The 23,408-nt window shown below is 72.4% G+C and carries 17 protein-coding genes; 7 read left to right on the plus strand and 10 right to left on the minus strand.

From position 1 onward, the window contains the following. Positions 1 to 10 precede the first annotated feature (10 nt). The 3 genes from ABD743_RS21745 to ABD743_RS21755 form a co-directional block, all read right to left on the minus strand. Positions 11 to 2,047 carry a bifunctional aldolase/short-chain dehydrogenase gene (locus ABD743_RS21745; RefSeq protein ID WP_344723989.1) on the minus strand — a complete coding sequence of 679 codons (2,037 nt, stop codon included), beginning with the start codon at positions 2,045 to 2,047 and terminating at the stop codon, positions 11 to 13. Between the two features lie 41 nt (positions 2,048 to 2,088). Continuing rightward, positions 2,089 to 3,255, minus strand: coding sequence for an L-rhamnose isomerase (gene rhaI / locus ABD743_RS21750; RefSeq protein ID WP_344723990.1), 1,167 nt, complete (start codon positions 3,253 to 3,255; stop codon positions 2,089 to 2,091). A 147-nt stretch (positions 3,256 to 3,402) separates the two neighbouring features. Then, the gene (locus ABD743_RS21755; RefSeq protein WP_344723991.1) at positions 3,403 to 6,210 is read right to left on the minus strand and encodes a family 78 glycoside hydrolase catalytic domain; all 2,808 of its coding nucleotides are present in this window, start codon (positions 6,208 to 6,210) and stop codon (positions 3,403 to 3,405) included. Positions 6,211 to 6,656: 446 nt separating this feature from the next. Here ABD743_RS21755 and ABD743_RS21760 point away from each other — a divergent pair, with 446 nt between their 5' ends. The 3 genes from ABD743_RS21760 (at position 6,657) to ABD743_RS21770 (ending at position 12,647) form a co-directional block, all read left to right on the plus strand. Further along, positions 6,657 to 7,952, plus strand: coding sequence for an MFS transporter (locus ABD743_RS21760; protein ID WP_344723992.1), 1,296 nt, complete (start codon positions 6,657 to 6,659; stop codon positions 7,950 to 7,952). Beyond that, the gene (locus ABD743_RS21765; protein WP_344723993.1) at positions 7,949 to 11,884 is read left to right on the plus strand and encodes a hypothetical protein; all 3,936 of its coding nucleotides are present in this window, start codon (positions 7,949 to 7,951) and stop codon (positions 11,882 to 11,884) included. Before ABD743_RS21760 ends, ABD743_RS21765 begins: the two co-directional genes overlap by 4 nt. 127 nt (positions 11,885 to 12,011) lie before the next feature. Then, complete coding sequence (locus tag ABD743_RS21770) at positions 12,012 to 12,647, plus strand: phosphoribosylanthranilate isomerase (RefSeq protein ID WP_344723994.1); 636 nt, start codon at positions 12,012 to 12,014, stop codon at positions 12,645 to 12,647. Positions 12,648 to 12,801: 154 nt separating this feature from the next. Here ABD743_RS21770 and ABD743_RS21775 read toward each other — a convergent pair whose 3' ends face one another. From ABD743_RS21775 to ABD743_RS21795, 5 genes are read right to left on the minus strand one after another with little or no spacing between them, the layout of a single operon-like run. After that, positions 12,802 to 13,155 (minus strand): L-rhamnose mutarotase, encoded by a 354-nt coding sequence (locus ABD743_RS21775; protein WP_344723995.1) that lies wholly within the window; start codon positions 13,153 to 13,155, stop codon positions 12,802 to 12,804. A 25-nt stretch (positions 13,156 to 13,180) separates the two neighbouring features. Beyond that, complete coding sequence (gene rhaS / locus ABD743_RS21780; RefSeq protein ID WP_344723996.1) at positions 13,181 to 14,284, minus strand: rhamnose ABC transporter substrate-binding protein; 1,104 nt, start codon at positions 14,282 to 14,284, stop codon at positions 13,181 to 13,183. Positions 14,285 to 14,296: 12 nt separating this feature from the next. After that, on the minus strand, positions 14,297 to 15,355 hold the full coding sequence (locus tag ABD743_RS21785; RefSeq protein ID WP_344723997.1) for an ABC transporter permease: 1,059 nt from the start codon (positions 15,353 to 15,355) through the stop codon (positions 14,297 to 14,299). Then, positions 15,342 to 16,397 carry an ABC transporter permease gene (locus ABD743_RS21790; protein WP_344723998.1) on the minus strand — a complete coding sequence of 352 codons (1,056 nt, stop codon included), beginning with the start codon at positions 16,395 to 16,397 and terminating at the stop codon, positions 15,342 to 15,344. The genes ABD743_RS21785 and ABD743_RS21790 overlap by 14 nt, the downstream gene beginning before the upstream one ends. After that, positions 16,394 to 17,908: a sugar ABC transporter ATP-binding protein gene (locus tag ABD743_RS21795; protein ID WP_344723999.1), complete on the minus strand. Its 1,515-nt coding sequence runs from the start codon at positions 17,906 to 17,908 to the stop codon at positions 16,394 to 16,396. Before ABD743_RS21795 ends, ABD743_RS21790 begins: the two co-directional genes overlap by 4 nt. A gap of 267 nt (positions 17,909 to 18,175) precedes the next feature. Here ABD743_RS21795 and ABD743_RS21800 point away from each other — a divergent pair, with 267 nt between their 5' ends. The 4 genes from ABD743_RS21800 to ABD743_RS21815 all read left to right on the plus strand — a co-directional run bounded on the left by ABD743_RS21800 (position 18,176) and on the right by ABD743_RS21815 (position 22,204). Next, entirely contained in the window at positions 18,176 to 19,195 is a 1,020-nt protein-coding gene (locus ABD743_RS21800) for a LacI family DNA-binding transcriptional regulator (protein WP_344724448.1), read from the plus strand. 19 nt (positions 19,196 to 19,214) lie between these two features. Next, entirely contained in the window at positions 19,215 to 19,952 is a 738-nt protein-coding gene (locus ABD743_RS21805) for a (Fe-S)-binding protein (RefSeq protein ID WP_344724000.1), read from the plus strand. Further along, entirely contained in the window at positions 19,949 to 21,424 is a 1,476-nt protein-coding gene (locus ABD743_RS21810; protein WP_379659272.1) for a LutB/LldF family L-lactate oxidation iron-sulfur protein, read from the plus strand. Before ABD743_RS21805 ends, ABD743_RS21810 begins: the two co-directional genes overlap by 4 nt. 150 nt (positions 21,425 to 21,574) lie before the next feature. After that, the gene (locus ABD743_RS21815; protein ID WP_344724001.1) at positions 21,575 to 22,204 is read left to right on the plus strand and encodes a LutC/YkgG family protein; all 630 of its coding nucleotides are present in this window, start codon (positions 21,575 to 21,577) and stop codon (positions 22,202 to 22,204) included. A gap of 7 nt (positions 22,205 to 22,211) precedes the next feature. Here the strand turns inward: ABD743_RS21815 and ABD743_RS21820 are convergent, their stop codons facing one another. After that, entirely contained in the window at positions 22,212 to 23,096 is an 885-nt protein-coding gene (locus tag ABD743_RS21820) for a dihydrodipicolinate synthase family protein (protein ID WP_344724003.1), read from the minus strand. Positions 23,097 to 23,122: 26 nt separating this feature from the next. After that, the gene (locus tag ABD743_RS21825; protein WP_344724004.1) at positions 23,123 to 23,377 is read right to left on the minus strand and encodes a hypothetical protein; all 255 of its coding nucleotides are present in this window, start codon (positions 23,375 to 23,377) and stop codon (positions 23,123 to 23,125) included. Between the last annotated feature and the right edge of the window lie 31 nt (positions 23,378 to 23,408).

The raw sequence follows: 23,408 nt of genomic DNA on the forward strand, positions 1-23,408 counted from the left end.
AGGCGATGTGTCAGCGCAGGAACGCGGCCGCGACCCCGGCGTCGACGGGGATGTGCATTCCGGTGGTGTGGGACAGGTCGCCTGCGGTGAGCACGACGACCGCGGCCGCGACGTGCTCGGGCAGCACCTCCCGCTTGAGTAGGGTCCGCTGTGCGTAGAACTCGCCGAGCTTCTCCTCCGGCACGCCGTAGACGGCGGCGCGCTGTGCACCCCAGCCTCCCGCGAAGATCCCCGAGCCGCGGACGACGCCGTCCGGGTTCACGCCGTTGACCTTGATGCCGTGCTCGCCGAGCTCGGCGGCGAGCAGCCGCACCTGGTGGGCCTGGTCGGCCTTCGCCGCGCCGTAGGCCACGTTGTTCGGGCCGGCGAACACGCCGTTCTTGCTGGCGATGTAGACGATGTCCCCGCCCATGCCCTGCGCGATCATCGCGCGCGCGGCGGACCGGGCGACGAGGAACGAGCCCTTGGCCATGACGTCGTGCTGGATGTCCCAGTCGGCCTCGGTGGTGTCGAGCAGCGACTTGGAGATCGACAGCCCGGCGTTGTTGACCACGAGGTCGACCCCGCCGAAGGCCAGCGCTGCCGCGTCGACGGCGGCGGCCACCGCGTCGGCCGAGGTGACGTCCACCGTCACCGGCACGGCGACGTCGGCGTTCCCCAGCTCGGCGGCCACGCCGGCGGCAGCGTCGCCGTCGCGGTCGGCCACCACCACGCACGCGCCCTCGGCCGCGAGCCGCGTGGCCGTGGCCCGGCCGATCCCCGAACCCCCGCCGGTGACGAACGCGATCCGCCCGGCGAGCGGCTTCGGCTTCGGCCTCCGCGCGAGCTTGGCCTCCTCGAGGGCCCAGTACTCGATGCGGAACTTCTCCGACTCCGGGATCGGCTCGTAGGTGGAGAGTGCCTCGGCGCCGCGCATCACGTTGATCGCGTTGACGTAGAACTCCCCGGCGACACGCGCGGTCTGCTTGTCGGCACCGAAGCTGAACATCCCGACGCCCGGCACGAGCACGATCGCCGGATCGGCCCCGCGCATCGCCGGGCTGTCCGGAGTGGCGTGCCGCTCGTAGTAGCCGCGGTAGTCGTCGCGGTAGGCGGCGTGCAGCTCGCGCAGCCGCGCGATCGCCTCCTCCAGCGGGGCGGTGGCCGGGAGGTCCAGCACGAGCGGGCGCACCTTCGTGCGCAGGAAGTGGTCCGGGCAGGAGGTGCCGAGCGCGGCCAGGCGCTCGAGCTTCTCGCGCGCGAGGAAGTCGAGCACCGCGTCGGTGTCGGTGAAGTGGCCGACCTGACGGCGGTCGGTGGACGCGAGTCCGCGCAGCACAGGTGCCAGGGCCGCGGCCCGCGCCCGGCGCTCGTCCGCCGGCAACGGCTCGTACCCGGGCCTGACGGCTCCGAAGGGCTCCGCCGACCCGCGCTCCTCGATGTAACGGGTGGCGGTGGCGATGATGTCGAGCGAGTTGGCTTCGCACTCCTCGCTCGTGGCACCCCAGGCGGTGATCCCGTGCCCGCCGAGGATCACGCCGACCGCCTGCGGGTTGGCCCGCTTGACCGCGGCGATGTCGAGGCCGAGCTGGAAGCCGGGGCGCCGCCACGGCACCCACACGACCCGGTCGCCGAAGATCTCCTTGGTGAGCGCCTCGCCGTCGGTGGCGGTGGCGATCGCGATGCCGGCGTCGGGGTGCAGGTGGTCGACGTGGTCGGCGTCGACGAGCCCGTGCATCGCCGTGTCGATCGACGGGGCCGCTCCGCCCTTGCCGTGCGCGCAGTAGTCGAACGCGGCGACCATCTCGTCCTCGCGCTCCACGCCCGGGTAGACGTCGACGAGCGCACGGAGCCGGTCCAGGCGTAGCACCGCGAGCCCCGGCTCGGTGAGCGTGCCGAGGTCACCGCCCGAGCCCTTGACCCACATGAGGTCGACGGGCCGGCCCGTGACCGGGTCGTCGGCACTGGCCTTGGCGGAGGTGTTGCCGCCCGCGTAGTTGGTGGTGCGGGGGTCGGCGCCGAGGCGGTTGCTCCGGCCGAGGAGCGCCTGGACTGCCGGGTGGGTCATCGTCTGCTTCTCCAGCGTTCGTGGGGTGGGCGGATGCGGGTTCAGGCGCCCCAGCCGGCCTGCTGCCCGCCGACCCGCTCGGACTCGATCTGCTGCTGGTAGCCCGAGCGGTGGTAGGCGGCGACGGGTTCGGGGTCGAGGTCCATCTCGGCGCGCAGCTCGCGCAGCAGCGGGCGCACGTCCGAGGAGTAGGCGTCCATCAGCACCGCGTTGGCGCCGAGAACGTCACCGGAGCGCTGCGCGGCCGCCAGTGCGTCGGTGTCCACGAGCAGCGCCTTGGCCGTGGCCTCCTGCACGTTCATCACCGACCGGATGATCGCCGGGATCTTGGCCTCGATGTTGTGGCACTGGTCGAGCATGAACGCGATCCCCGCAGCCGGGGACAGCGCGTCGACCGAGACGATCTCGTGCATGATCCGGAACAGCTGGAACGGGTCGGCCGCGCCCACCATCAGGTCGTCGTCGGCGTAGAAGCGCGAGTTGAAGTCGAACGCGCCGAGCTTCCCGGCCCGCAGCAGGAACGCCACGATGAACTCGATGTTGGTGCCGGGGGCGTGGTGGCCGGTGTCGATGCACACCGTCGCCTTGTCACCCAGCTCGATGCAGTGGGCGTAGGAGGTGCCCCAGTCGGGCACGTCCGTGGTGTAGAAGGCGGGCTCGAAGAGCTTGTACTCCAGCAGCATCCGCTGGTCGGGGCCGAGCCGGTCGTAGACCTCACGCAGCGCCTCGGCGAGGCGGTCCTGCCGGGCGCGGATGCTGTCCTGCCCGGGGTAGTTGGTGCCGTCGGAGAACCACAGCTTGAGGTCACGGGAACCCGTGGCGTCCATGATGTCGACGCACTCCAGCAGGTGGTCGGTCGCCTTGCGGCGCACCTGTGGGTCGGGGTTGGTGACGCTGCCGAGCTTGTAGTCGTCGTCCTGGAAGACGTTCGCGTTGATCGCCCCGATGCCCACGCCCTGGGCCGCCGCGTACTTCGCCAGCTCGGCGTAGTCGTCGACGCGGTCCCACGGGATGTGCAGCGCCACCGTGGGCGCCACCCCCGTGAGGCGGTGCACCACTGCGGCGTCCGCGATCTTCTCCTGCGGCGTCCGCGGCACTCCGGCCTGCGCGAACACCTTGAACCGCGTGCCCGAGTTCGCGTAGGCCCACGAGGGGGTCTCGATGCGCTGCTCCCGCAGCGCCTGACGAACGACTCCCGGGTCAGCCATGCTGTTCTCCCCTCCCGCGGCGCTTCGACGCCGTGGCCGTGCTCGATCCGGCGCCGCGCCGCGACGCCGGTTCCCGTCCCGTACGCCGCTCGAGCGCACTCTGCTCTCTGTGACTGCTTCCGCCGATGTCCGTGACATCCGTCGGGTTCATGACGGCACAGCCGGTGCCTCGGCGACGATCTGTTCCAGCCGCGCGCGCACCGCATCGGGCGCGGGCCGCAGGAGCGGCGGGACGAGCGCAGGCAGCGCGGCCGCGGGGGCGTCGAGGTAGGGGGCGATGCGCCCCGCGACCACGGCGCTGTCGGCGGCGAGCCCGGCCTCGACGGCCACGCTGACGAGCTCGTCCCACAGCCGCGGGCTGTCGATCACGTCCCGGACCGTGCGCAGCGGCCGGGCCTGCGGGGCGGCGTCCTCGACGTCCCAGTGGTGGCGGCCGTGGCCCACCTCCACCGCGGACGCGCTGCCCGGCAGGTGGACGGACGCACGCGCGCCGACCGGAACCTCGACGTCGAGCAGGAAGCGCCCGTCGGAACGCCGCCAGGCGACCGACGCCTCGCCATACGGCGTCTCGTGGCGTGCCGCGGCGCTGGTCAGCCCGCCGCCGGGGACGGGCCGGACGAGGATCCGCCGGTACCCCGGTTCGGCGGGCGCGAACCCGGCCACGACCCGGTGCAGCCAGTCGGCCACCGCGCCGAGCGCGTAGTGGTTGAAGGAGGTCATCTGGCCAGGGTTGATCGACCCGTCGGGGAGCATGCTGTCCCAGCGCTCCCAGATCGTCGTGGCGCCCATCGTCACGGGGTAGAGCCACGACGGGCAGCCGCGTTCGAGCAGGAGCCGGTACGCGAGGTCCGGCTCGCCCGCGATGGTCAGGGCGTCGGTGATCAGCGGCGTGCCGACGAACCCGGTGGCGACCCGGAAGCCTGCGGCGCGCACCAGGTCGGCGAGCCTGCGCCCGGCGTAGGCACGTTGCTCGGGGGTCGGCAGCAGGTCCCAGACCAGGGCGAGGGCGTAGGCCGTCGGAGCGTCGTTGTGCAGGCGCCCGGACGGGCTGACGAACTCCCGCGCGAACGCGTCGCGGGCCGTGGCGGCGAGGTCGGTGTAGCGGCTGCGCTCCTCGTCTCGGCCCAGCACCTCGGCGGCTCGCGCGACGAGCTCCGCGGATCGCACGAGGTGGGCCGTGGCGACCAGGTCCGGATCCGTACGCGCGGCCGCAGGGTCCTCCGGCGGCGCGGCGGGGTCGAGCCAGTCGCCGAACTGGAAGCCCCCGGCCCAGAGTCCGTCCTTCCCGGCGAGGCCGGCGATCCGATCGGTCCAGGCCCGCATGCTCTCGAACTGCGCGGCGAGCACGCCGACGTCGGCGAAGCGCTCGTAGAGCACCCACGGCACGACCGTGGCTGCGTCGCCCCACGCCGCCGCGGCCGGTCCCTCGGGACCCCGGATCGCGTCCGGCACCACGTACGGCACGGACCCGTCGGGCTGCTGCTCGGCGGCGAGGTCGGCAAGCCATGAGGTCAGGAACCCCGAACAGTCCGCGAGGAAGGACGCCGTGGGGGCGAAGATCTGGATGTCGCCGGTCCACCCCATCCGCTCGTCGCGCTGCGGGCAGTCGGTGGGGACGTCGAGGAAGTTGCCGCGCATGCTCCGCACGACGTTGGCGTGCAGCGTCTCGACGTCGGGGTCGGAGCATGCGAAGGAGCCGGTGGGCGCGAGATCCGAGCTCAGGACCACAGCGGTGGCGGACTCGATCTGCCCCTCGTCGACGCCGCTCAGCTCGGCGTACCGGAAGCCGTGGAACGTGAGCGACGGTTCGAGCACAGCGTCACCCGAGGCGAGCAGGTAGTCGTCGGTGGCCTCCGCCGACCGCAGCGGCCGCACCCCGAGCTCCCCGCGTTCGAGCACCTCGGCGTGCCGGACCGTCACGCGCTGCCCCGCCGCGCCCCCTCGCACCCGCAGCCGCACCCAGCCGACGACGTTCTCCCCGAAGTCGGCGAGCAGCCGCCCGGACGGGGAGCGGAAGAGCGCGACCGCGGGTACCTCGGCGACTGCGCGCACGGGCGGCCCGGACGGCGGGACGAGCCGGCCGAGATCCTCGTCCAGCACGTCGACGGGCCCCTCCGGGCCGCGCGCGTCCCACCGCAGGTCGGTGGTCTGACCGTCGTAGAGATCATCGGCGAGCACGCCGCTCGCCCGCGCGCCCCAGGTGGCGTCGGTGCCGAACGTGCGGACCGTGCCGTCGGCGTGGGTGACCTCGAGCTGCGCCAGCGCGGCGAGCCGCTCGCCGTAGAGGGCGCGCTGACCGTCCCAGCCGAGCCGGCCGCGGTACCAGCCGTTGCCCAGCAGTACCTCGATCGTGTTGGGGCCCTCGTGCAGCAGCGCCGTGACGTCGTGGGTGCGGAAGCGCAGCCGGTGGGCGTAGGAGGTCCATCCCGGGGCGAGCTCCTCGTCGGTGACGCGCTCGCCGTTGATCGACGTGACGTGCAGCCCGAGCGCGGTGACGTGCAAGCGTGCCCGGACCACCTGACCGTGCAGCTCCACGGCGCCGCGCACGATCGGCGCCGGCTGCCTGATCCCGCCCACGGTGCGGGGCGAGACGAAACGGGCGCTCCAGTCGGCGGCGTCGAGCAGCGTGGTCTCCAGCGCCGCGGGTTCGCTCCAGTCGCTCCAGCCGCTCCTGTCCTGCCCGGCCACGCGGGCGCGGACCGAGGCGCGGGCTCGCGACCCGAGCGGCGGGAACGGCCAGGCCACGAGCACCTGCTCGGAGGTGTCGACGCGCTCGGTGACGACATCACCGGCCTCATCGGTCAGTTCGAGCTCGACTGCCGACTGGACGAAGCCCTCGGGGGCGGCGGGGATGCGCCAGGAGAGCCGGGGGGAGGCGCTGCCGATGCCGAACCCGGAGGCGGCGTGCTCGAACCGGACGGGTTCGGGCCGGACGGTCGGGGACGGATAGGGCATGCGGCCTCCCTTGGTCGCAGGACATCCGGCGCCGGGCCGGCGAGGGCGCTCGCGGGGCTCGTCAGCTCCGCTGCACGCAGCACGCGACAACTATGAAACGTTTCATACCATCGCTTCAGTAAGGTAGCCCGCATCACGTCAAACGTCAACAGTTGAATCACATCGGCGCCCGATCAGTCAGCGATGTCCGCCTGAGCCGTCCAGGATCGTGCCCGACTGTGAGGCTTGACTGCGATCTATGCCATAGCTACCTTTCCCCCACCTCGTATTGAAACGAATCAATCGGAGGTCCAATGCCGGACCACGAGGCCTGCCGGTCGCGCCGAATCCCGGGCGCACCATGACCGCCGCCCCCGCGCTCCATGCCACGGGCCTGCCGCAGAGGCACAACTCGTACCGCCGGGGCGCCTGACCGCCCCCACCCGTTCCGCATCAAGGAGGATGCCGTGCCTGCACCCGAGGCCGTCGGCGTCGAACCCGCCGGGGACGACGCGACGATCAGCAAGCAACAGTGGAAGTGGTCGATCCTGGCTGCGATGGCGTCCTATCTGGACGCCGGGTCGATCGTGGCCCTCGGCGCGGGCCTCACCCTGTTCCAGAGCGAGCTGGGGCTGTCCAGCGTCGGCGTCGGCGCGCTCGCCGCGATCGGGCCGAACGCGATCGGGTGCGCCCTGGGCGCGTTCATCGGGGGCAGGCTCGGCGACAAGCTCGGCCGCAAGCGGATCTACAAGTGGGATCTCCTGATCTATGCGCTCGGCATCCTGCTGATCGCGCTGGCGGTGAACCCGGCGATGCTGTTCATCGGCACGTTCATCGTCGGCGTCGCCGTCGGCGCGGACGTGCCGACATCCCTGGCGCTGGTCGGCGAGTTCGCCCCGGCCAAGGGCCGAGGCAGGCTCATCGGGCTCACCCAGGTGGCGTGGAACCTCGGCCCGGTCATCGTGCTCGTGCTGGCGCTGGTGCTGACCCCGATCGGCCTGCTGGGCACGCGGATCGTCTTCCTGCACCTGTTCGTGGTCGCCCTCGTCACCTGGGCGCTGCGGCGGGGCATGGTCGAGTCGGCCCGCTGGACGGCGGCCGCGAACCGCGCCCGTTCCACCGCCGACCAGGTGCGCCAGCTGTTCCACGGCCACAACCTGCGCGCCCTCGTCTGGACCGGGTCGATCTACACGTTCTGGGGTCTCGCCGCCGGCACGTCGGGCATCTTCACGCCGTACGTCGTCGAGACGCTCGGCGCAGGCACCCAGGCCGCGGGCGTGGCGCTGTCGTGCGCCGGGTTCGTGATCGGGATCTTCGCCACGGTGTTCCTGTTCATGCGCCTCAACGACCGCAGCTACGCCACCCGGCGCGCGATGTGGGGCATCGGAGCGCTGCTGCAGATCGTGGCGTACGGGGTCTACCTGGTGCTGCCGTTCACCGTGCCGGTCGTGATCCTCAACATCGTGCTGTTCGGCATCGGGGCGGCACTGGCCGGTGAGCCGACGTACAAGGTGTTCAGCCAGGAGCTGTTCCCGACGATGCTGCGCGGCACCGCCCAGGGCTTCACGTTCGGCGTCGCCCGCACGCTGCTCGGGATCTGGAGCTTCTTCGTCCCGATCCTGGCGGCGGTGGAGATCGGCCCGGTCGCCCTGCTGCTCACCGCCTTCCTCGCCGTCAGCGGGGTCATCGGCTTCTTCTTCATGCCCGACACCGTCGGCAAGTCGCTCGAACAGATCGAGAGCGAACGGTCGGTCCACGCGTGAGGGACGACGCCCTGACCGCCGGGGTCGGTGAGCTGCTGCGCCGCTTCACCGACCCCGACCCCCGGTTCGGCCCGCTGCCCATCTGGTGGTGGAGCGGCGCGCGGATCACCCGGGAACGGCTGCGCTGGCAGATGGAGCAGCTCGTGGCCGGGGGCGTGCGCCAGGCCGTGGTGCTGTGCCTGGCGCCGACCGGCCCGATGTTCGGATCCGTGGCCGATGACCCGCCGTTCCTCTCGCCGGAGTGGCTGGAGCTGTTCGACCAGGCCTGCGCCGACGCCGAGGAGCTGGGCTTCACGCTCTGGATGTACGACCAGATCGGCTTCTCCGGGGCGAACCTGCAGGGCAGGCTGATCGCGGACGAGCCGTCCTTCGCCGGGCAGGCCCTGTTCCGCACGGAGGGCTCGGGGGCACAGGTCGTGCTCACCGCGCCCGCCGGGCACACGCCGCTCTGCGCCTGGGCCGTGCTCGGCTCCGGCGAGCGCGTGCCCGTCCCGATCGAGGACGGCAGCGCCCGGTGGGCGGGCGAGGCCGCCGCCGTCACGCTCGTGCACGCCGGCACCAGCGGCTTCGACTACTTCAGCGAGGCCGCCTGCGCTGCACTGCTGGAGCAGGTGCACGGCACGCTCGAACGCGCGGTCGGCCGCTGGTTCGGCCGCAGCATCGGCGGCTTCTTCCAGGACGAGCTCCCGCCGATGCCCACGTGGGGCGGCGACTTCGCCACCACGTTCGCCGCGCGCTACGGCTACGACCTGCTGCCGCAGCTGTGGGCGTTGTGGGAGCAGGACGCCTCGGCACAGGCCGCGCGCATCCGCCGCGACTACCACGAGCACCGCGCAACGCTCGCCCGCCGCGGCTTCTTCGACCAGCACGACGCCTGGTTCGCCGCGCGCGGCCTCGTCTGCGGGTTCGACCAGGCATCGCCTGCCCGCGAAGGCGACCCGGTCGGCGGCGTGCACACCTACGGCGACTACCTCGGCCTGCATGCCGGCTACGGCGCCCCGGGCAGCGACCACTGGGGCGACGCCAAGGTCCACAGCTCGCTCGCCCACGCGAACGGTCACGAGCGGGTCTGGATCGAGGCGTTCCACTCGTCGGGCTGGGGCGGCACGCTCGAGGAGACCTACGACTGGCTCTCGGCGTTCCTGCGCCGCGGCGCCACCCTCTACGACCCGCACGCCGTCTACTACTCCACGGTCGGCGGCTGGTGGGAGTGGGCGCCGCCGTCCACGTGCTGGCGTCAGCCGTACTGGCCGTCCTACCCGGTGTTCGCCACGGCCGTCTCGCGGCTCTGCTCGGTGCTGACGGCCGGCGAGCACGTGGCCGACGTGCTACTGCTCTCCCCCACCACCACGGCGCAGGCGCACGTGACGCTCGCCGGGGCGCTGCCGGACGCCGACCGCGTGAACCGGGTGTTCCGCGAGCTCAACGGGATCAACTCGTGGCTGGCCGAGCGGCGCGGTGTGCTGGAGCGGGCCGGGATCGACCACGACGCGCTCGACGAGGCCACCGTTGCCGGCGGCAAGGTCGAGGGCTCCGCCTTGGAGGTGGCCGCGGAGGCCTACCGCACCGTGGTACTGCCCGCGACCACCGCTCTGCACGTCGACGCCGCCCGGCGGCTGATGGAACTCGCCATGGCAGGCGGGCGGGTGATCTGCGTCGAGCGGGAGCCGGAGCTGTTCCTCGGAGCCGACGACCAAGCGGTGGCGGACGACTTCCGGGCAGCGCTCGCAGCCGGACGGATCACGGTGCTCGCGAGCTCCGAGGACGTCGCCGCCGCGGTGCTGCACGGGCCCGTGCGGGTGGGCGCCGACGCGCCGTTCCTGCTGCGCCGCCACGGCGACGCCCACGTGCTCGCCCTCACCGCGCACGACGAGCACAGCGGCACCGCCGCGCCGATCCTGCAGCTGGGCGAGGGCTCGTGGGTCGACAGCGGCTTCACGTGGACGGACTACAACGACCAGCTCCGCACGCGCGGGTACCGGTTCGTCGCGCCCGGCCTCCGCACGGCCCATGTCCACGTCGACGGGCTCGCCGCGCCGCGGGCGCAGAGCTGGTCACCGGGCACCGGACAGCGCACCGAGCTGACCGTCACGGCGGACGGCGACGGCTGGGCGTTCGACGTGCCCTTCGACGACGGCGCGGTGGCCCTCGTCGTGCTCGCCGAGGCGCTCCCGGCCGCCACGGCGGAGCCGCTGGGCACCGTGGCGGAGACCGTCGCCCTCACCGGGCCGTGGCAGGCGCTGCCCGAGTCCACGTTGGACAACCGCTGGGGCGACCTGGCCGCGGCCGACCGCCCCGGCGTGCTCCCGATCGAGGTGTGGCGGCTGGAACACAGCACCGGCGGGATCGAATGGACGCCCGTGACGGCGGGCTTCGGCCCGTTCGCCGAGGTCCGGGGCCCGTGGCGGAACGGCGAGGCTCCCTGGGAGCCTGCCGAGTGGTCGCTCGCCCGCGGCATCCGCGACGACCCGGCACACGCCGAGACGCTCGGGCCGAAGGGCAGCGTGCCCGAGGAGTTCCTCGACTGGCGGCACGTGCAAGCCGGGGAACGGGTGGCGGTCCGCACCCATCTCGTCCTGCCCGACATCCCCGGGCTGCTGCTCGCGGTGGGCGCGGGAGCAGCTCGCCGGGTGCTGGTGGACGGCACCGAACTGCCCGTCGAGGGGACGGGCCACCAGTCGTTCAGCCCGCTCCCCGACGGCCCGGCCGGGCGCACGGTGGCGGTCGAGATCGAACTGACGGCCGACCGGGGCGGCCCGCTGCGTGCGTCCTTCGCCGTGGTGACCGACGCCGATGCCTACCGGCGTCCTGAGTGGATGCTGCCCGGCGGCGACGTCGTCGTGGGCGAGTCGGCCGACCTCGTGCTGGACGTGCCACTGACCGAGGTGCCCGCCGACCCGCGTGTCCAGGTCGGCTCCGACGGGGCGTGCAGCCTGCTCGTCAAAGGGGTGGAGGTGGGCCGCCAGGGCGACTTCAACCCCTACCCGGACCACCGCGAGATCCGCGTGCACACCTACGACCTCGGCCCACACCTGCGGGCCGGGGAGAACACCATCACCCTCCGCGTCACGAACCAGAGCCTCGAGCCGACGGCCGCCACTCTCGACTCACCCGCCATCGGCGGGCTCGGGATCCGCAGCGGCGACGGCTGGACGGCCCGGCGCGGCGGCGATCAGGTGCCGCTCGTGCTGCGCCGCCGGCACGCGAGCGACCCCCGTTTCGTCTGCCTGGACGTGCGCCCGCACCCGCTGCCGGGTGCTGCGTGGCTCGACCCCGCCGCGGCCTCACACGGCGTGGTCCTGCCGCTCGTGCCCGACATCGATCCGGGCGCGGTGCGCATCGAGTGGTTGCGGCTGACCGTCCCGCCGGGCACGGTGGCGCTCCGCCCGGCGACACCACTGCAGGTCGTGGCGCTGGTGGACGGCCGGGAACTGAAGCCCGACCACGGAGTGATCCGGCTGCCGTCGCCCGCCAAAGCCGGCACCACAGTGCTGCTCCGCGTCACCGCAACCGACGGACGCCGCGGCGGCGCACTGCTCGACGGGCCGGTGGAGCTGGAGGTGACCGAGGCGCAGGTCCCGCTCGTCCCGTGGGAGGAGCTGGGGCTGCGAGCGCTGGGCGGGCAGATGACGTACCGGACGACGGCCACGGTCCCCGAGGTCGCGGGCTACCGGGCGATGCTCGACCTCGGGGAGGTCCGCGGCACCGCCGACGTCCGCGTGAACGGCGAGCTCGCGGGCCGGCTCGTCTGGGGCCCGTGGCGCGCCGAGGTCACCGACCTGCTCCGGCCCGGCAGCAACACCATCGAGGTGGTCGTCCGGGGCACGTTGGCCGGCTACCTCGACGACGCCTCCCCCACCCGCGGCGTCTACGCGGGCCAGGCCCGCACCGGCCTGCTGGGCCCGGTGGTGCTCCGCCTCCACTCCCGCTGAACGAGCGGCGCGCTCGTCCCGTAGGTCTGGATGAGCGCGCCGTCCGTTCAACTGGGTTGGACCGCAAGGCAGTGATCCCAGCCCTCCCGCCTTGGCCGTGGCGCAGTCCGGCGGATAAGAAGGCGGCATGGTTCGCGTCAAGATCTGCGGGATCACCACGCCGTCCGATGCCACGTTCGCTGCGGATTGCGGGGCCGATGCGATCGGGCTGAACTTCTACCCGAAGTCGCCGCGGTTCCTCACACCCGACGGGGCCGAGGAGATCGTCCGGGCGCTGCCGCCGTTTTCCACACCCGTCGGATTGTTCGTCGGTACTCCGGACGACGAGGTGGCGAACACCGTGCGGAGTTTCGGCCTGCGGGCTGTGCAGTCCTACCCCGAACGACCGCCCGGCCGAAGCTACTTCCCCGCGGCCCACGTCCCCGCGTTCCGCGTGCGTGACGCCGCCTCGCTGGAACTCATCACGCGGTACGTCCAGGATGCCCGCACGGCCGGCGTGGCACCCGCGGCCGTCCTCGTGGACGCGCACGTCGAGGGGAAGCTCGGCGGCACCGGGCATGTCGCTCCGTGGCACCTGCTCACCGGGTTCGACCCCGGGGTTCCGGTCGTCCTCGCCGGCGGGCTCACCCCGGACAACGTGGCCGACGCCATCCGCGCCGTCCGGCCGTGGGGCGTCGACGTGGCCAGCGGCGTCGAGTCCGCACCCGGCCGCAAGGACCCGGGCCGCGTGAGAGCGTTCATGCAGGCAGTGCACGCTGCATAGTCAAGAACTGACGAACGAGCGGCGCGTTGATCCACTACATCTGGACCAACGCGCCGCTCGTACCACCGGGCCCCCCTGGACCGAGCCCTCGGCTCGTTCCACCCGGCTTCCCCCCGACGAACCCAGCACTCACGACGCCACACCCGGACCCGGGTCAGGGCTCCTTGGTGGCGGTACGCGTGAGTTGGTCCTCCAGGTGGAAGATCTCCTCCAGCAGCAGGAAGCCCTCGTCCGGGCCGCGGCCGTCGAGGCCGGTGAAGAACTGCTGCATCTCCGCCTGCCAGCGTGCGTTCACCTCGGTGACCGCCATCGCCTGCTGGGCGGCGGTGAGATCGTCGGCCTCGACGTACCCGATGAGCAGACCGTCCGTGCGCAGGAAGAGCGAGTAGTTGTGCCAGCCGGAGTCGCGCAGGGCGGCGAGCATGTCCGGCCACACCGCCCGGTGCCGCTCCACGTACTCGTCCAGGCGGTCGGGCCGGACCTGGAGCTGGAAGCAGTAGCGCGGCACCGGGCGGTCCCCCTTCTCATAGCGGTCAGAAGTTGAACTGGTCGATGTTCTGTGCGGTGAACACCGTGGGCGGGCCGAGGACGATCTCGCCGTCGGTGCCGATCGTGTACTTGCCGAGCTTGCCGGCGGTGAACGTCTCGCCCTGCTTGCCGGTGATCTGCCCGGACGCGAGGGCTGCCCCGGCGTAGCCGGCGAGGTAGCCGATGTCGGCGGGGTTCCACAGCGCGAACTGCGACACCGTGCCGTCCTTGATGAACTCACGCATCTGGTTCGGCGTGCCGAGCCCCGTGACGGCGACCTTGCCCTTGTAGCTGGAGCTGCTGACGTACCGCGCGGTGGCGGCGATGCCCACGGTGGTGGGCGAGACGATCGCCTTCAGGTTCGGGTAGGTCTGCAGCAGACCCTGGGCCTCCTGGAACGACTTCTGGTCGTCGTCGTTGCCGTAGACCGTGGCCACGAGCTTCATGCCGGCGTTCTCGGGCTTCTTGAGTTCCTGCTCCATCACCGCGATCCAGGCGTTCTGGTTCGTCGCGTTCGGCGTGGCCGACAGGATCGCGATGTCACCCTGGCCGCCGGTCAGCTCCCGGGTCATCGTCACGAGCGTCTCGCCGATGCCCTGCGTGGTCGCCTGGTTGACGAAGACGTCGCGGCACTGCTTCGCGGCGTCGGAGTCGAACGCGACGACCTTGATACCGGCGTCGCGGGCCTGGTTGAGCGAGGGGCAGACCGCGTTGGGGTCGTTCGCGGCGATGCCGATCACGTCCTGCTGCTGCTGGATCAGCGTGTTGATGTAGCTGACCTGCGACGACGCGCTCGCATCGTTGGGGCCGACGAGCTTGTACTCGCCCTTGAGCTCGGTGACCGCCGCCTGGCCGCCGCCCGCCTCGATGTCCGAGTACGGGTTGTTCAGCTGCTTGGGCAGGAAGGCGATCTTGAGGCCCTCCTTCAGCGGCGCGTTCGGGTCGGCGGTCGCAGCACTGGCTCCACCACCGGAGCTGTCGCCCTGGTCTGCGGTCGACTCGCGGGTGGTGCCGCCGCAGGCCGATAGGCCGACGGCCAGCACGAGCCCGGCCGCGACGGGCACGAGCCCGCGGCGGAAGGTGCCCGCTCGGGCGGAGCGCAGGGACATGGGTGTTGCCTTTCAGGAGGACCGGACGGCCGGCGTCGGTGACGGTTCGGGGTCTGGGGAGGCGGGCGGCGGTGGGCCGGACGGGCGGCGGCGCCGCAGCGCGGCCTGCGCGTTTCTCGCCAGGTTGGGCGCGAGGACGGAGATGATGAGCAGCAGCCCGGTGACGACGCTGAGCGCCTCGTTCGACACGTCGTCCAGGCGCAGGGCGTTCTGCAGCGAGGTCAGCAGGAGCACGCCGCCCAGGACGCCCCAGAGGGTGCCCCGGCCGCCGAAGATCGAGACGCCGCCGAGCAGCACAGCGGCGACGACGGCCAGTTCGAGCCCGGTGCCGTTGTCGGCGCGGGCGCTGGAGTAGCGCAGCGTCCACAGCACTCCGGCCAGGGCCGCGACCGCGCCGCAGACGACGTAGAGCCAGAACTTCACGCGCGTGACGCGGACGCCGGCGAACCGGGCGGCCTCGGCGTTCGCGCCGATGGAGAAGAGCCCACGCCCGGCCGGGGTCAGGTGCAGCACGACCGCGAAGACGAGCCCGAGCACGAGGAGCGGGATCACCAGCAGCGGGATGCCGGTGCCGCCGATGTCGCCGGTGACGAGGTCGGTGTAGCTCTCGGGGAAGTCGGCGATCGCGCGGTCGCCGAGCACGACGAAGGCGAGGCCGCGGTAGAGCGCGAGGGTACCGATCGTGACGGCGAGCGACGGCAGCCCGAACACGGTGACGAAGGTGCCGTTCAGTGCGCCCAGCACGGCGCCGAGCAGCACGCAGACCGGGATGATCGTCTCGAGCGGGAGTCCCGCCTCCCACAACGCACCCATCACGGCGCTGGAGAGCCCGAGCGTGCTCGCGACCGAGAGGTCGATCTCCCCGGTGACGATGATCAGGGTCATCGGCAGCGCGATCAGGGCGATCGGGGCGAGGTCGAGCACCAGGAACGAGAGGTTGCGCGTCGAGGCGAAGTTGTCGACGGTGAACGACGCGATGATCAGGAACACGATCAGCACGCCGATGATCGCGGCGTCCCAGGAGGTCAGCCTGCCGAGCAGGCGCCGGGCGGGCTGGTCAGGAGACGGCATGTGATTCCCTCCGGCGCAGCGAGGCGGAGATGCGGGCGGCGACCAGCCGGTCGGTGCCGATGGCCAGCAGGATCAGCGCACCGACGATCGCCTGCTGCCAGAACTGGTCGATGCCGAGCACCGGCAGCGCACTGCCGATGGTGGTGAGCAGGAGGGCACCGATCGCCGCGCCCCAGACGGTGCCGCTGCCGCCGAAGACGGCGACGCCTCCGACCACGACGGCGGCGACGACGTTGAGCTCGTAGCCCGTGCCGGCGGCGGCGTCGATCGTGCCGAACCGGGCGGCGAAGAGCACCCCGGCGAGCCCGGCGAGCGCGCCGCTGACCACGAACGCCGCCAGCGTGCGGCGCCCGACCGGGATCCCGGCCAGGCGCGCGGCCTCGGGGTTGGAGCCCATGGCGTAGAGCTCCCGCCCGGACCGGTAGGTGCGCAGGAAGACCCCCGCCACCACGACGACCACCAGCGCGATGAGGATGAGCCACGGCGCACCCAGGACCGTGGCCGTGCCGAAGGACAGGAACCCCGGCGGCAGCTCGTCGGCGTTGATCTGCTGGCCGCCCGCCCAGAAGAACCCGATTCCGCGGAAGACGTAGAGCGTGCCGAGCGTGACGACCAGCGCGGGCACGTTGCCGAACCGCACGAGCACGCCGTTGAGCAGGCCGCAGACGGCCCCGAAGGCCAGCCCGGCCAGCAGCGCGATCACCACCGGCACACCGGGGGCCGCCTGCAGCAGCGAGCCGACCGCGAACGCGGAGAGACCCAGCACCGAGCCGACCGACAGGTCGATGTTGCGGGTGATCACCACGACCGACTGCCCGACGGCGAGCACGATGGTGATCGCCGCGGCCAGTACGAGGTCCCGGATGCTCTGCCCGGAGAGGAACCGGGGGTTCACGACCGCGGTGACGACGATCAGGGCGGCGAGCGCGAGGACGATGCCGAGCTCGCGCGCCCGCAGGATGAACCCGACCCGCGAACCGGCCGCGCGGTCGCGCTGCACGGTCGGCGCGGGATCGGTGGACGTGGGAGAGACCGTGGTCATGCCGCCACGCCCTGCCCGGTGGCCGCGAACATGACGGCCTGCTCGGACGCCTCGGCCCGTGGCAGCTCGGCCACCAGCCGTCCCTCCCTCATCACGAGCACCCGATCGGCCATGCCCAGCACCTCCGGCAGCTCCGAGGACACCATCACGATCGCGACACCCTCGGCCGCGAGATCCGACAGCAACCGGTGCACCTCGGCCTTCGTACCGACGTCGATCCCGCGGGTGGGCTCGTCGACGATCAACACCCGCGGCCGCGTCGAGAGCCATTTCGCCAGCACGACCTTCTGCTGGTTGCCGCCCGAGAGCCGGCCGACGGGGTCGGTCAGGTGGGCGTACTTCGTCTGCAGGCGTGCCGCCCAGTCGCGGGCGAAGCGCCGTTCCCCGCCACCGACCAGCAGGCCCAGCTTCGTCAGGCTGCCCAGCCGGGTGGCGGTGATGTTGCGCTCGATCGAGGCCTCCAGCACGAGGCCCTGCTGCCTGCGGTCCTCGGGCACGAGCGCGACACCGGCGCGCATGGCCGCCGCGGGTGAACCACCGCGCAACTGCTTCCCGTCGACCCGCACCTGGCCTGCGTCGCGGGGATCGACCCCGAAGACCGCTTGCACCACCTCCGAGCGCCCGGCGCCGACGAGGCCGGCGAGCGCGACGATCTCCCCCGCACGCACCGCGAACGACACGTCCGAGAAGACGCCGGCGCGGCTGAGGCCCTCGACCTCGAGCACGACGTCACCCGGCACGACGTCGCGCTTGGGGAACAGCGTCTCGAGCGGGCGGCCCACCATCCGCCGCACCATCTCGTCGACGGAGAGCTCGCCGAGCGGGTCGGTGGAGACGTGGGCACCGTCGCGCATGATCGTGACCCGCTGGCACAGGGCCGTGATCTCCTCGAAGCGGTGGGAGATGAAGAGCAGCGCGGCACCGTCGGCCCGCAACGACTCGGCCACGGCGAACAGGCGCTGCACCTCCACACCGGTGAGCGCGGCGGTGGGCTCGTCCATCACGATCACCCGGGCGTCGAGCGACAACGCCTTGGCGATCTCGACGATCTGCTGGTCGGCGATCGACAGGCCGCGGGCGGGCCGGTCGGGGTCGATGGCCACCCCGAGCTGGTCGAAGTAGGCCTCGGCGCGGGCGTTCATGGCGCGACGGTCGATCCGCCGCCCTGAGCGCAGGGGCTGGCGGCCCATGAAGATGTTCTCCGCGACCGACAGGTCCGGGAAGAGCGTGGGCTCCTGGTAGATCACGGCGATGCCGGCGGCCAGGGCGTCGGCCGGCGAGTGCAGCTCCAGTGGCTGCCCGTCGAGCTCGATCGTGCCCGTGTCCGGACGATGCAGCCCGGCGAGCATCTTGACGATCGTCGACTTGCCGGCGCCGTTCTCCCCCACGAGCGCGTGCACCTCGCCGCCGTACAGCGGAAAGGAGACGTCCCGGACGGCGGAGACGGCGCCGAAGGACTTCGCCACCGAGCGGACCGCGAGCAGCGGCTTGCTCGGCTCTGGGCTCGCCATCCGGCCCTCCTCCAGCGTCTTTGATGAAACGTTTCAAATGGTGAGCCACGCGACCGTACGGGCCACAGATAGAGCGTGTCAAGGTCGAACCAGCAGCACAAGACCCCGGCGGCGAGGCGACCAGGCTCCACGTTCGGCGGGTTCTCCGGGCGTATGACTACTGCCTGCATGGCACTCTTGTACGTTTCAGTGCCACACGGCATGCTGCCGGAATCGAGTTCGAGGATCGGAGACGACGAGGTGGTGACGGGATCGGGCACGCCCAGCATGAAGGACGTCGCGGCGCACGCGCGCGTCTCGCTGGGCACCGTCTCCAACGTCCTTAACCGCCCGGAGCTGGTGAGCGAGCGCACGCGCAAACGTGTCCTCGCGGCCATCGCCGAGCTGGGTTTCGTACGGAACGAGTCGGCGCGCCAGCTCCGGGGCGGGGGTAGCCGCACCCTCGCCTACGTCGTGCTCGACGCCGCCAACCCGTTCTTCACCGACGTGGCACGTGGGGTCCAGGACGCCGCCGACGCCGCCGGGCTCGCACTGTTCCTGTGCAACAGCGGCGAGGACCAGGAACGGCAGGCCGCCTACCTCGACCTCCTCGAGCAGCAGCGCGTCGAGGGCGTGCTCATCACCCCGGTCGACGCCGCCGACCCCCGCATCACCGCGCTCGCCCGGCGCGGCACGCCCGTGGTGATCGTCGACCGTGGCGCAGGCCCGCAGCACTGCTCCGTCACCGTGGACGACCAGCTCGGTGGCGAGCTGGCGGTCACCCACCTGCTCGACAGCGGCCACCGCAGGATCGCCTTCGTCGGAGGGCCACGCTCGATCGGGCAGGTCCGCGACCGCATCGCAGGCGCCGAACGAGCCATCGCGCGCGCCGGCACCGGCGAGCTGACGGTGCTGGAGACCCCCCGCCTCGACGTCGCCCAGGGCCGGCGCGCCGGGGAGCGGCTGGCAGGCCTGCCCGCCGCACACCGGCCCACCGCCGCGTTCTGCGCCAACGACCTGCTCGCGCTCGGACTGCTTCAGCAGATGGTCCGGCTGGGGCTGCGGGTGCCCGAGGACGTCGCGATCGTCGGCTACGACGACATCGAGTTCGCCGAGGCCGCCGCCGTGCCGTTGACGTCGGTGGCGCAGCCACGCCACCGGCTCGGGCGCACCGCTGCCGAGCTGCTCCTCGCCGAGGCCCGCAACCCGGAGGCGCACGAGCACCAGCAGGTCATGTTCGCCCCCGAGCTCGTGGTGCGGGCGTCCACACGGATGGGCGGCGCCGTAAGGTCCACGACGGTCGCCTGAGGCGGCGGGAGAGGGAGCAATGAAGATCGCCCTGTTCGTGACGTGCCTGGCCGACGCTCTGTACCCCCAGGTCGGACAGGCCACGGTCACGCTGCTCGAGCGGTTGGGCCACGAGGTCGTCTTCCCCGCGGCACAGACGTGCTGCGGGCAGATGCACATCAACACCGGATACCAGCGCGAGGCGCTCCCGCTGGTGCGCCACCACGTCGAGACCTTCGAGGACTGCGACGTCGTGGTGGCGCCGTCGGGCTCCTGCGTCGGGTCGGTGCGCCACCAGCACGCCATGGTCGCCCGCAACGCCGGGGACCAGGCGCTCGCCGAGCGGGCCGAGGCGGTCGCCACGCGCACCTACGAGCTGTCCGAGCTGCTGATCGACGTGCTCGGCGTGGAGGACGTCGGTGCCTACTACGCACACCGGGTCACCTACCACCCCACCTGCCACTCGCTGCGGCTGCTGCGCGTCGACGACAAGCCGCTGCGGCTGCTGCGCCACGTCCGCGGAATGACACTGCTGGAGCTACCCGAGGCCGACCAGTGCTGCGGGTTCGGCGGCACCTTCGCGTTGAAGAACGCCGACACGTCCACGGCGATGCTGGCGGACAAGATGAAGAACGTGATCTCCACCGGCGCGGAGGTCGCCACGGCGGGCGACTCGTCCTGCCTGATGCACATCGGCGGCGGGCTCTCCCGGCTGCGCACCGGCACCCGCACGGTCCACCTGGCGGAGATCCTGGCCGGCACGGAGTCGGTGGCATGAGCTCCACCGATCTCGGCATGCCCGCCGTCGCCCCGCGCGGGGTGGGCCATCTGCGCGGCGAGCAGTCCTTCCCCGCCGCCGCCCGCATCGCGTTGGCCGACTCCCAGCTGCGACGCAACCTCGGCCATGCCACGCGCACCATCCGCACGAAGCGGGCGTCGGTCGTGGCCGAGCTGGACGACTGGGAGCAGCTGCGGCTCGCGGGCGAGGCCCTCAAGACCGCCACGATGGCCCGCCTCGACGAGCACCTGGAGCGCCTGGAAGAAGCGGTGCAGGCCCGCGGCGGTGTCGTGCACTGGGCGCGCGACGCCAACGAGGCAAACGCGATCGTCACCCGGCTCGTGGCTGCCACGGGCGAGTCCGAGGTGGTCAAGGTCAAGTCCATGGCCACCCAGGAGATCGGGCTCAACGAGGCGCTGGAGGCAGTCGGGATCACGGCGCACGAGACCGACCTCGCCGAGCTGATCGTCCAGCTCGGCGGCGACATGCCGAGCCACATCCTCGTGCCGGCCATCCACCGCAACCGCGCGGAGATCCGCGACATCTTCCTGCGCGAGATGCCCGGCGTCGACCCGCAGCTCACCACCGAACCCCGACGTCTCGCCATGGCGGCTCGCGCACACCTGCGGGAGCGGTTCCTGCGCGCCAAGGTCGCGATCTCCGGGGCGAACTTCGGCGTTGCCGACACCGGCACGCTGCTCGTGGCCGAGTCCGAGGGCAACGGGCGGATGTGTCTGACCCTGCCGGACACACTGATCACGGTGATGGGCATCGAGAAGGTCGTGCCCACCTGGCAGGACCTCGAGGTGTTCCTGCAGCTGCTCCCGCGCAGCTCCACCGGCGAGCGGATGAACCCGTACAACTCGGCGTGGACCGGTGTCACCCCCGGCGACGGCCCGCAGACCTTCCATCTCGTGCTGCTCGACAACGGGCGCACTGCCGCCCTCGCCGACGAGATGGGCCGCACCGCACTGCACTGCATCCGGTGCTCGGCCTGCCTCAACGTGTGTCCCGTCTACGAGCGGGCGGGTGGCCACGCGTACGGCTCGGTGTACCCGGGCCCCATCGGTGCGGTGCTGTCGCCGCAGCTCACCGGCGTGGAGGACAACGCGTCGCTGCCGTATGCGTCGAGCCTGTGCGGAGCCTGCTTCGACGCCTGCCCGGTCCGGATCGACATCCCGTCGCTCTTGGTACGGCTGCGGGCCCGGCACGTCGACGAGCAGCGATCCGCGCACCGGGTCCCGAGCGCGGAGGCCCTCTCGATGGCCGCCGCGGCGTGGGTGATGGCGTCGCCCACGCGGTTCGCGGCCGCCGAGAAGGCATCGCGCGCCGCGCGCCTGCTCGGCCGCTCGGCGGGGCGGATCTCGGCGCTCCCGCCGCCCCTGTCGGCCTGGACGGCGAGCCGGGACGCGCCGCGCCCACCTGCGGAGACCTTCCGCGAGTGGTGGTCCCGCAACCGGGGCACATCGTGAGCGAGTTTGCGAGCTCACCATTGGACACAGCAGTGCCACGAACACGGCCGACGAGCGCCAGCGAGGAGGGCTCGTGAGCGAGCTTGCGAGCTCACCATTGGACACAGCAGTGCCACGAACACGGCCGACGAGCGCCAGCGAGGAGGGCTCGTGAGTGCCCGCGAGGACGTGCTGGCCCGCATCCGCGAGGCCAACCGCCAGGCGGGCCACCCGGCGCCGCCCGAGATCCCGCGCGACTACCACCGCAGCGGCGGCCACACACCCGGCGCGCCCGAGCTGCTCGGGCTGTTCCGCGACCGGCTCGTCGACTACCGCGCCACGGTGATCGACGCGCCCGCCGACGGCGTGCCGGCCGCACTCCGCGTCGCGCTGGCAGAGGTGGCCGGCCCCGTCGTGGTCCCGCCCGGCCTGCCGGACGGCTGGGTGCCCGACGGCGTCGTGGACGGCTCCGACGGCGTGGGCGTCCTCTCGCCCGCCGACCTCGACGAACACGCAGCCGTGGTCACCGCCTGCGCGGCCGCGTGCGCCACCACCGGCACGATCGCGCTGGACGGCTCACCCGACCAGGGGCGCCGGGCGCTGACACTCGTGCCGGACGTGCATGTCTGCGTGGTGCGCGCCGACCAGGTGGTGCAGACCGTCCCGGAGATGCTGGCGGCGCTGGAGCCGACCCGTCCGATCACGTTCATCAGCGGGCCGTCGGCCACCAGCGACATCGAACTGCAACGCGTGGAGGGCGTCCACGGGCCTCGCACGTTGATCGTGGTGCTGGTGGGCTGACGCGGCGTCAGGCCACCGGTGCCTGAGCGCGGGCCACCAGCCGGTCGATGCGCTCCCGCTCCACGGCGCCGACCAGCGGCGCCGGCATCCGCATGACGCCGGTGCCGAGCCCCAGCCTGGCGAGCGCGTGCTTGATCCCCTGCACGGTGTCGAGTGCGGCGGTCACGTCGTCGACCTCGGTCTGGGCCGTGCGCTCGGCCTCGGCGTCACCGCGCGCCACCGCGTCGGCGAGGGCGGTGAACGGCTCCGGGAACGCCGAGGCGCTGCCCGAGACGACACCCCGGCCGCCGGCCCGGACGACCGAGGCGAGAGCGGCGTCGTCGCCGGACCAGAGCAGTGAACCCGCCGGGAGAGCAGCCACGAACTCGGCCAGCAGGGCGGCCGCCGCGCCGCTGAGCTTGGCCCCGGCTAGCCCGCTCTCGACTGCTGCGCGCGCGAACTGCTCCGCGTCGGCCGGGACGCCCGTACGGTCCGGAAAGAGGTAGCCGTAGACCACGGCGTCCCTGCCGGCCTCGGTGATCGCGGCGAAGTGCCGCGTGACCGTGTCGGCGTCGACGGGCAGGTAGTAGGGCGTGATCGCGGCGAGGCGCCGAGCACCGGCGGCGACGGCGTCGCGGGCGAGCGTGACCGCGTCGCGGGTGGCAGCCGCCCCGATGTGGGCCACCACACGGTCCGGGCCGAAGACGTCGAGTGCGATCTCGATCAGGTCGCGCCGCTCGGCGCGGTGCAGGGCCGGGAACTCGCCGGTGGTGCCGGCGACGAACACCCCGTCGAGGCGGTCCACGAGCCCCGTCAGCAGCGCCCGGTTGGCCGCCCTGTCGAGCTCACCCGCCTCGTCGACGAGTGTGGGAACGGCGGCCAGCACGTCGGCGCGGGAACTGCGAGCGGACATGCTCACGACTGTAGTTCGCGCCGCTGCTACGCCGTCTCGCCGGGATCGGCCTCGCCGGGCCACCGGAGAAAGCGGTAGTTCGCCGGCCGCAGCCGCATCGCGTGCAGCACGATGACCGGATCGCCCGGGGCCACGACCACCTCGATCAGGTCGCGGCCCGGCGTCAGCCCGATGTGCAGCTCGACGTCACCCTGCACGACCGTGCGCAGTGGCGCGGCGAGCACCCGGCGGATGTCGTCGGCGGCTATCCCGTGCTTGCGGGCGCTGCGGGTCAGTCGCACAGACGCATGCTACGAGCACTCACGACAGCCG

Origin of the sequence: Pseudonocardia yunnanensis (genome assembly GCF_039534065.1) — a bacterium.
GTDB lineage: Bacteria > Actinomycetota > Actinomycetes > Mycobacteriales > Pseudonocardiaceae > Pseudonocardia > Pseudonocardia yunnanensis.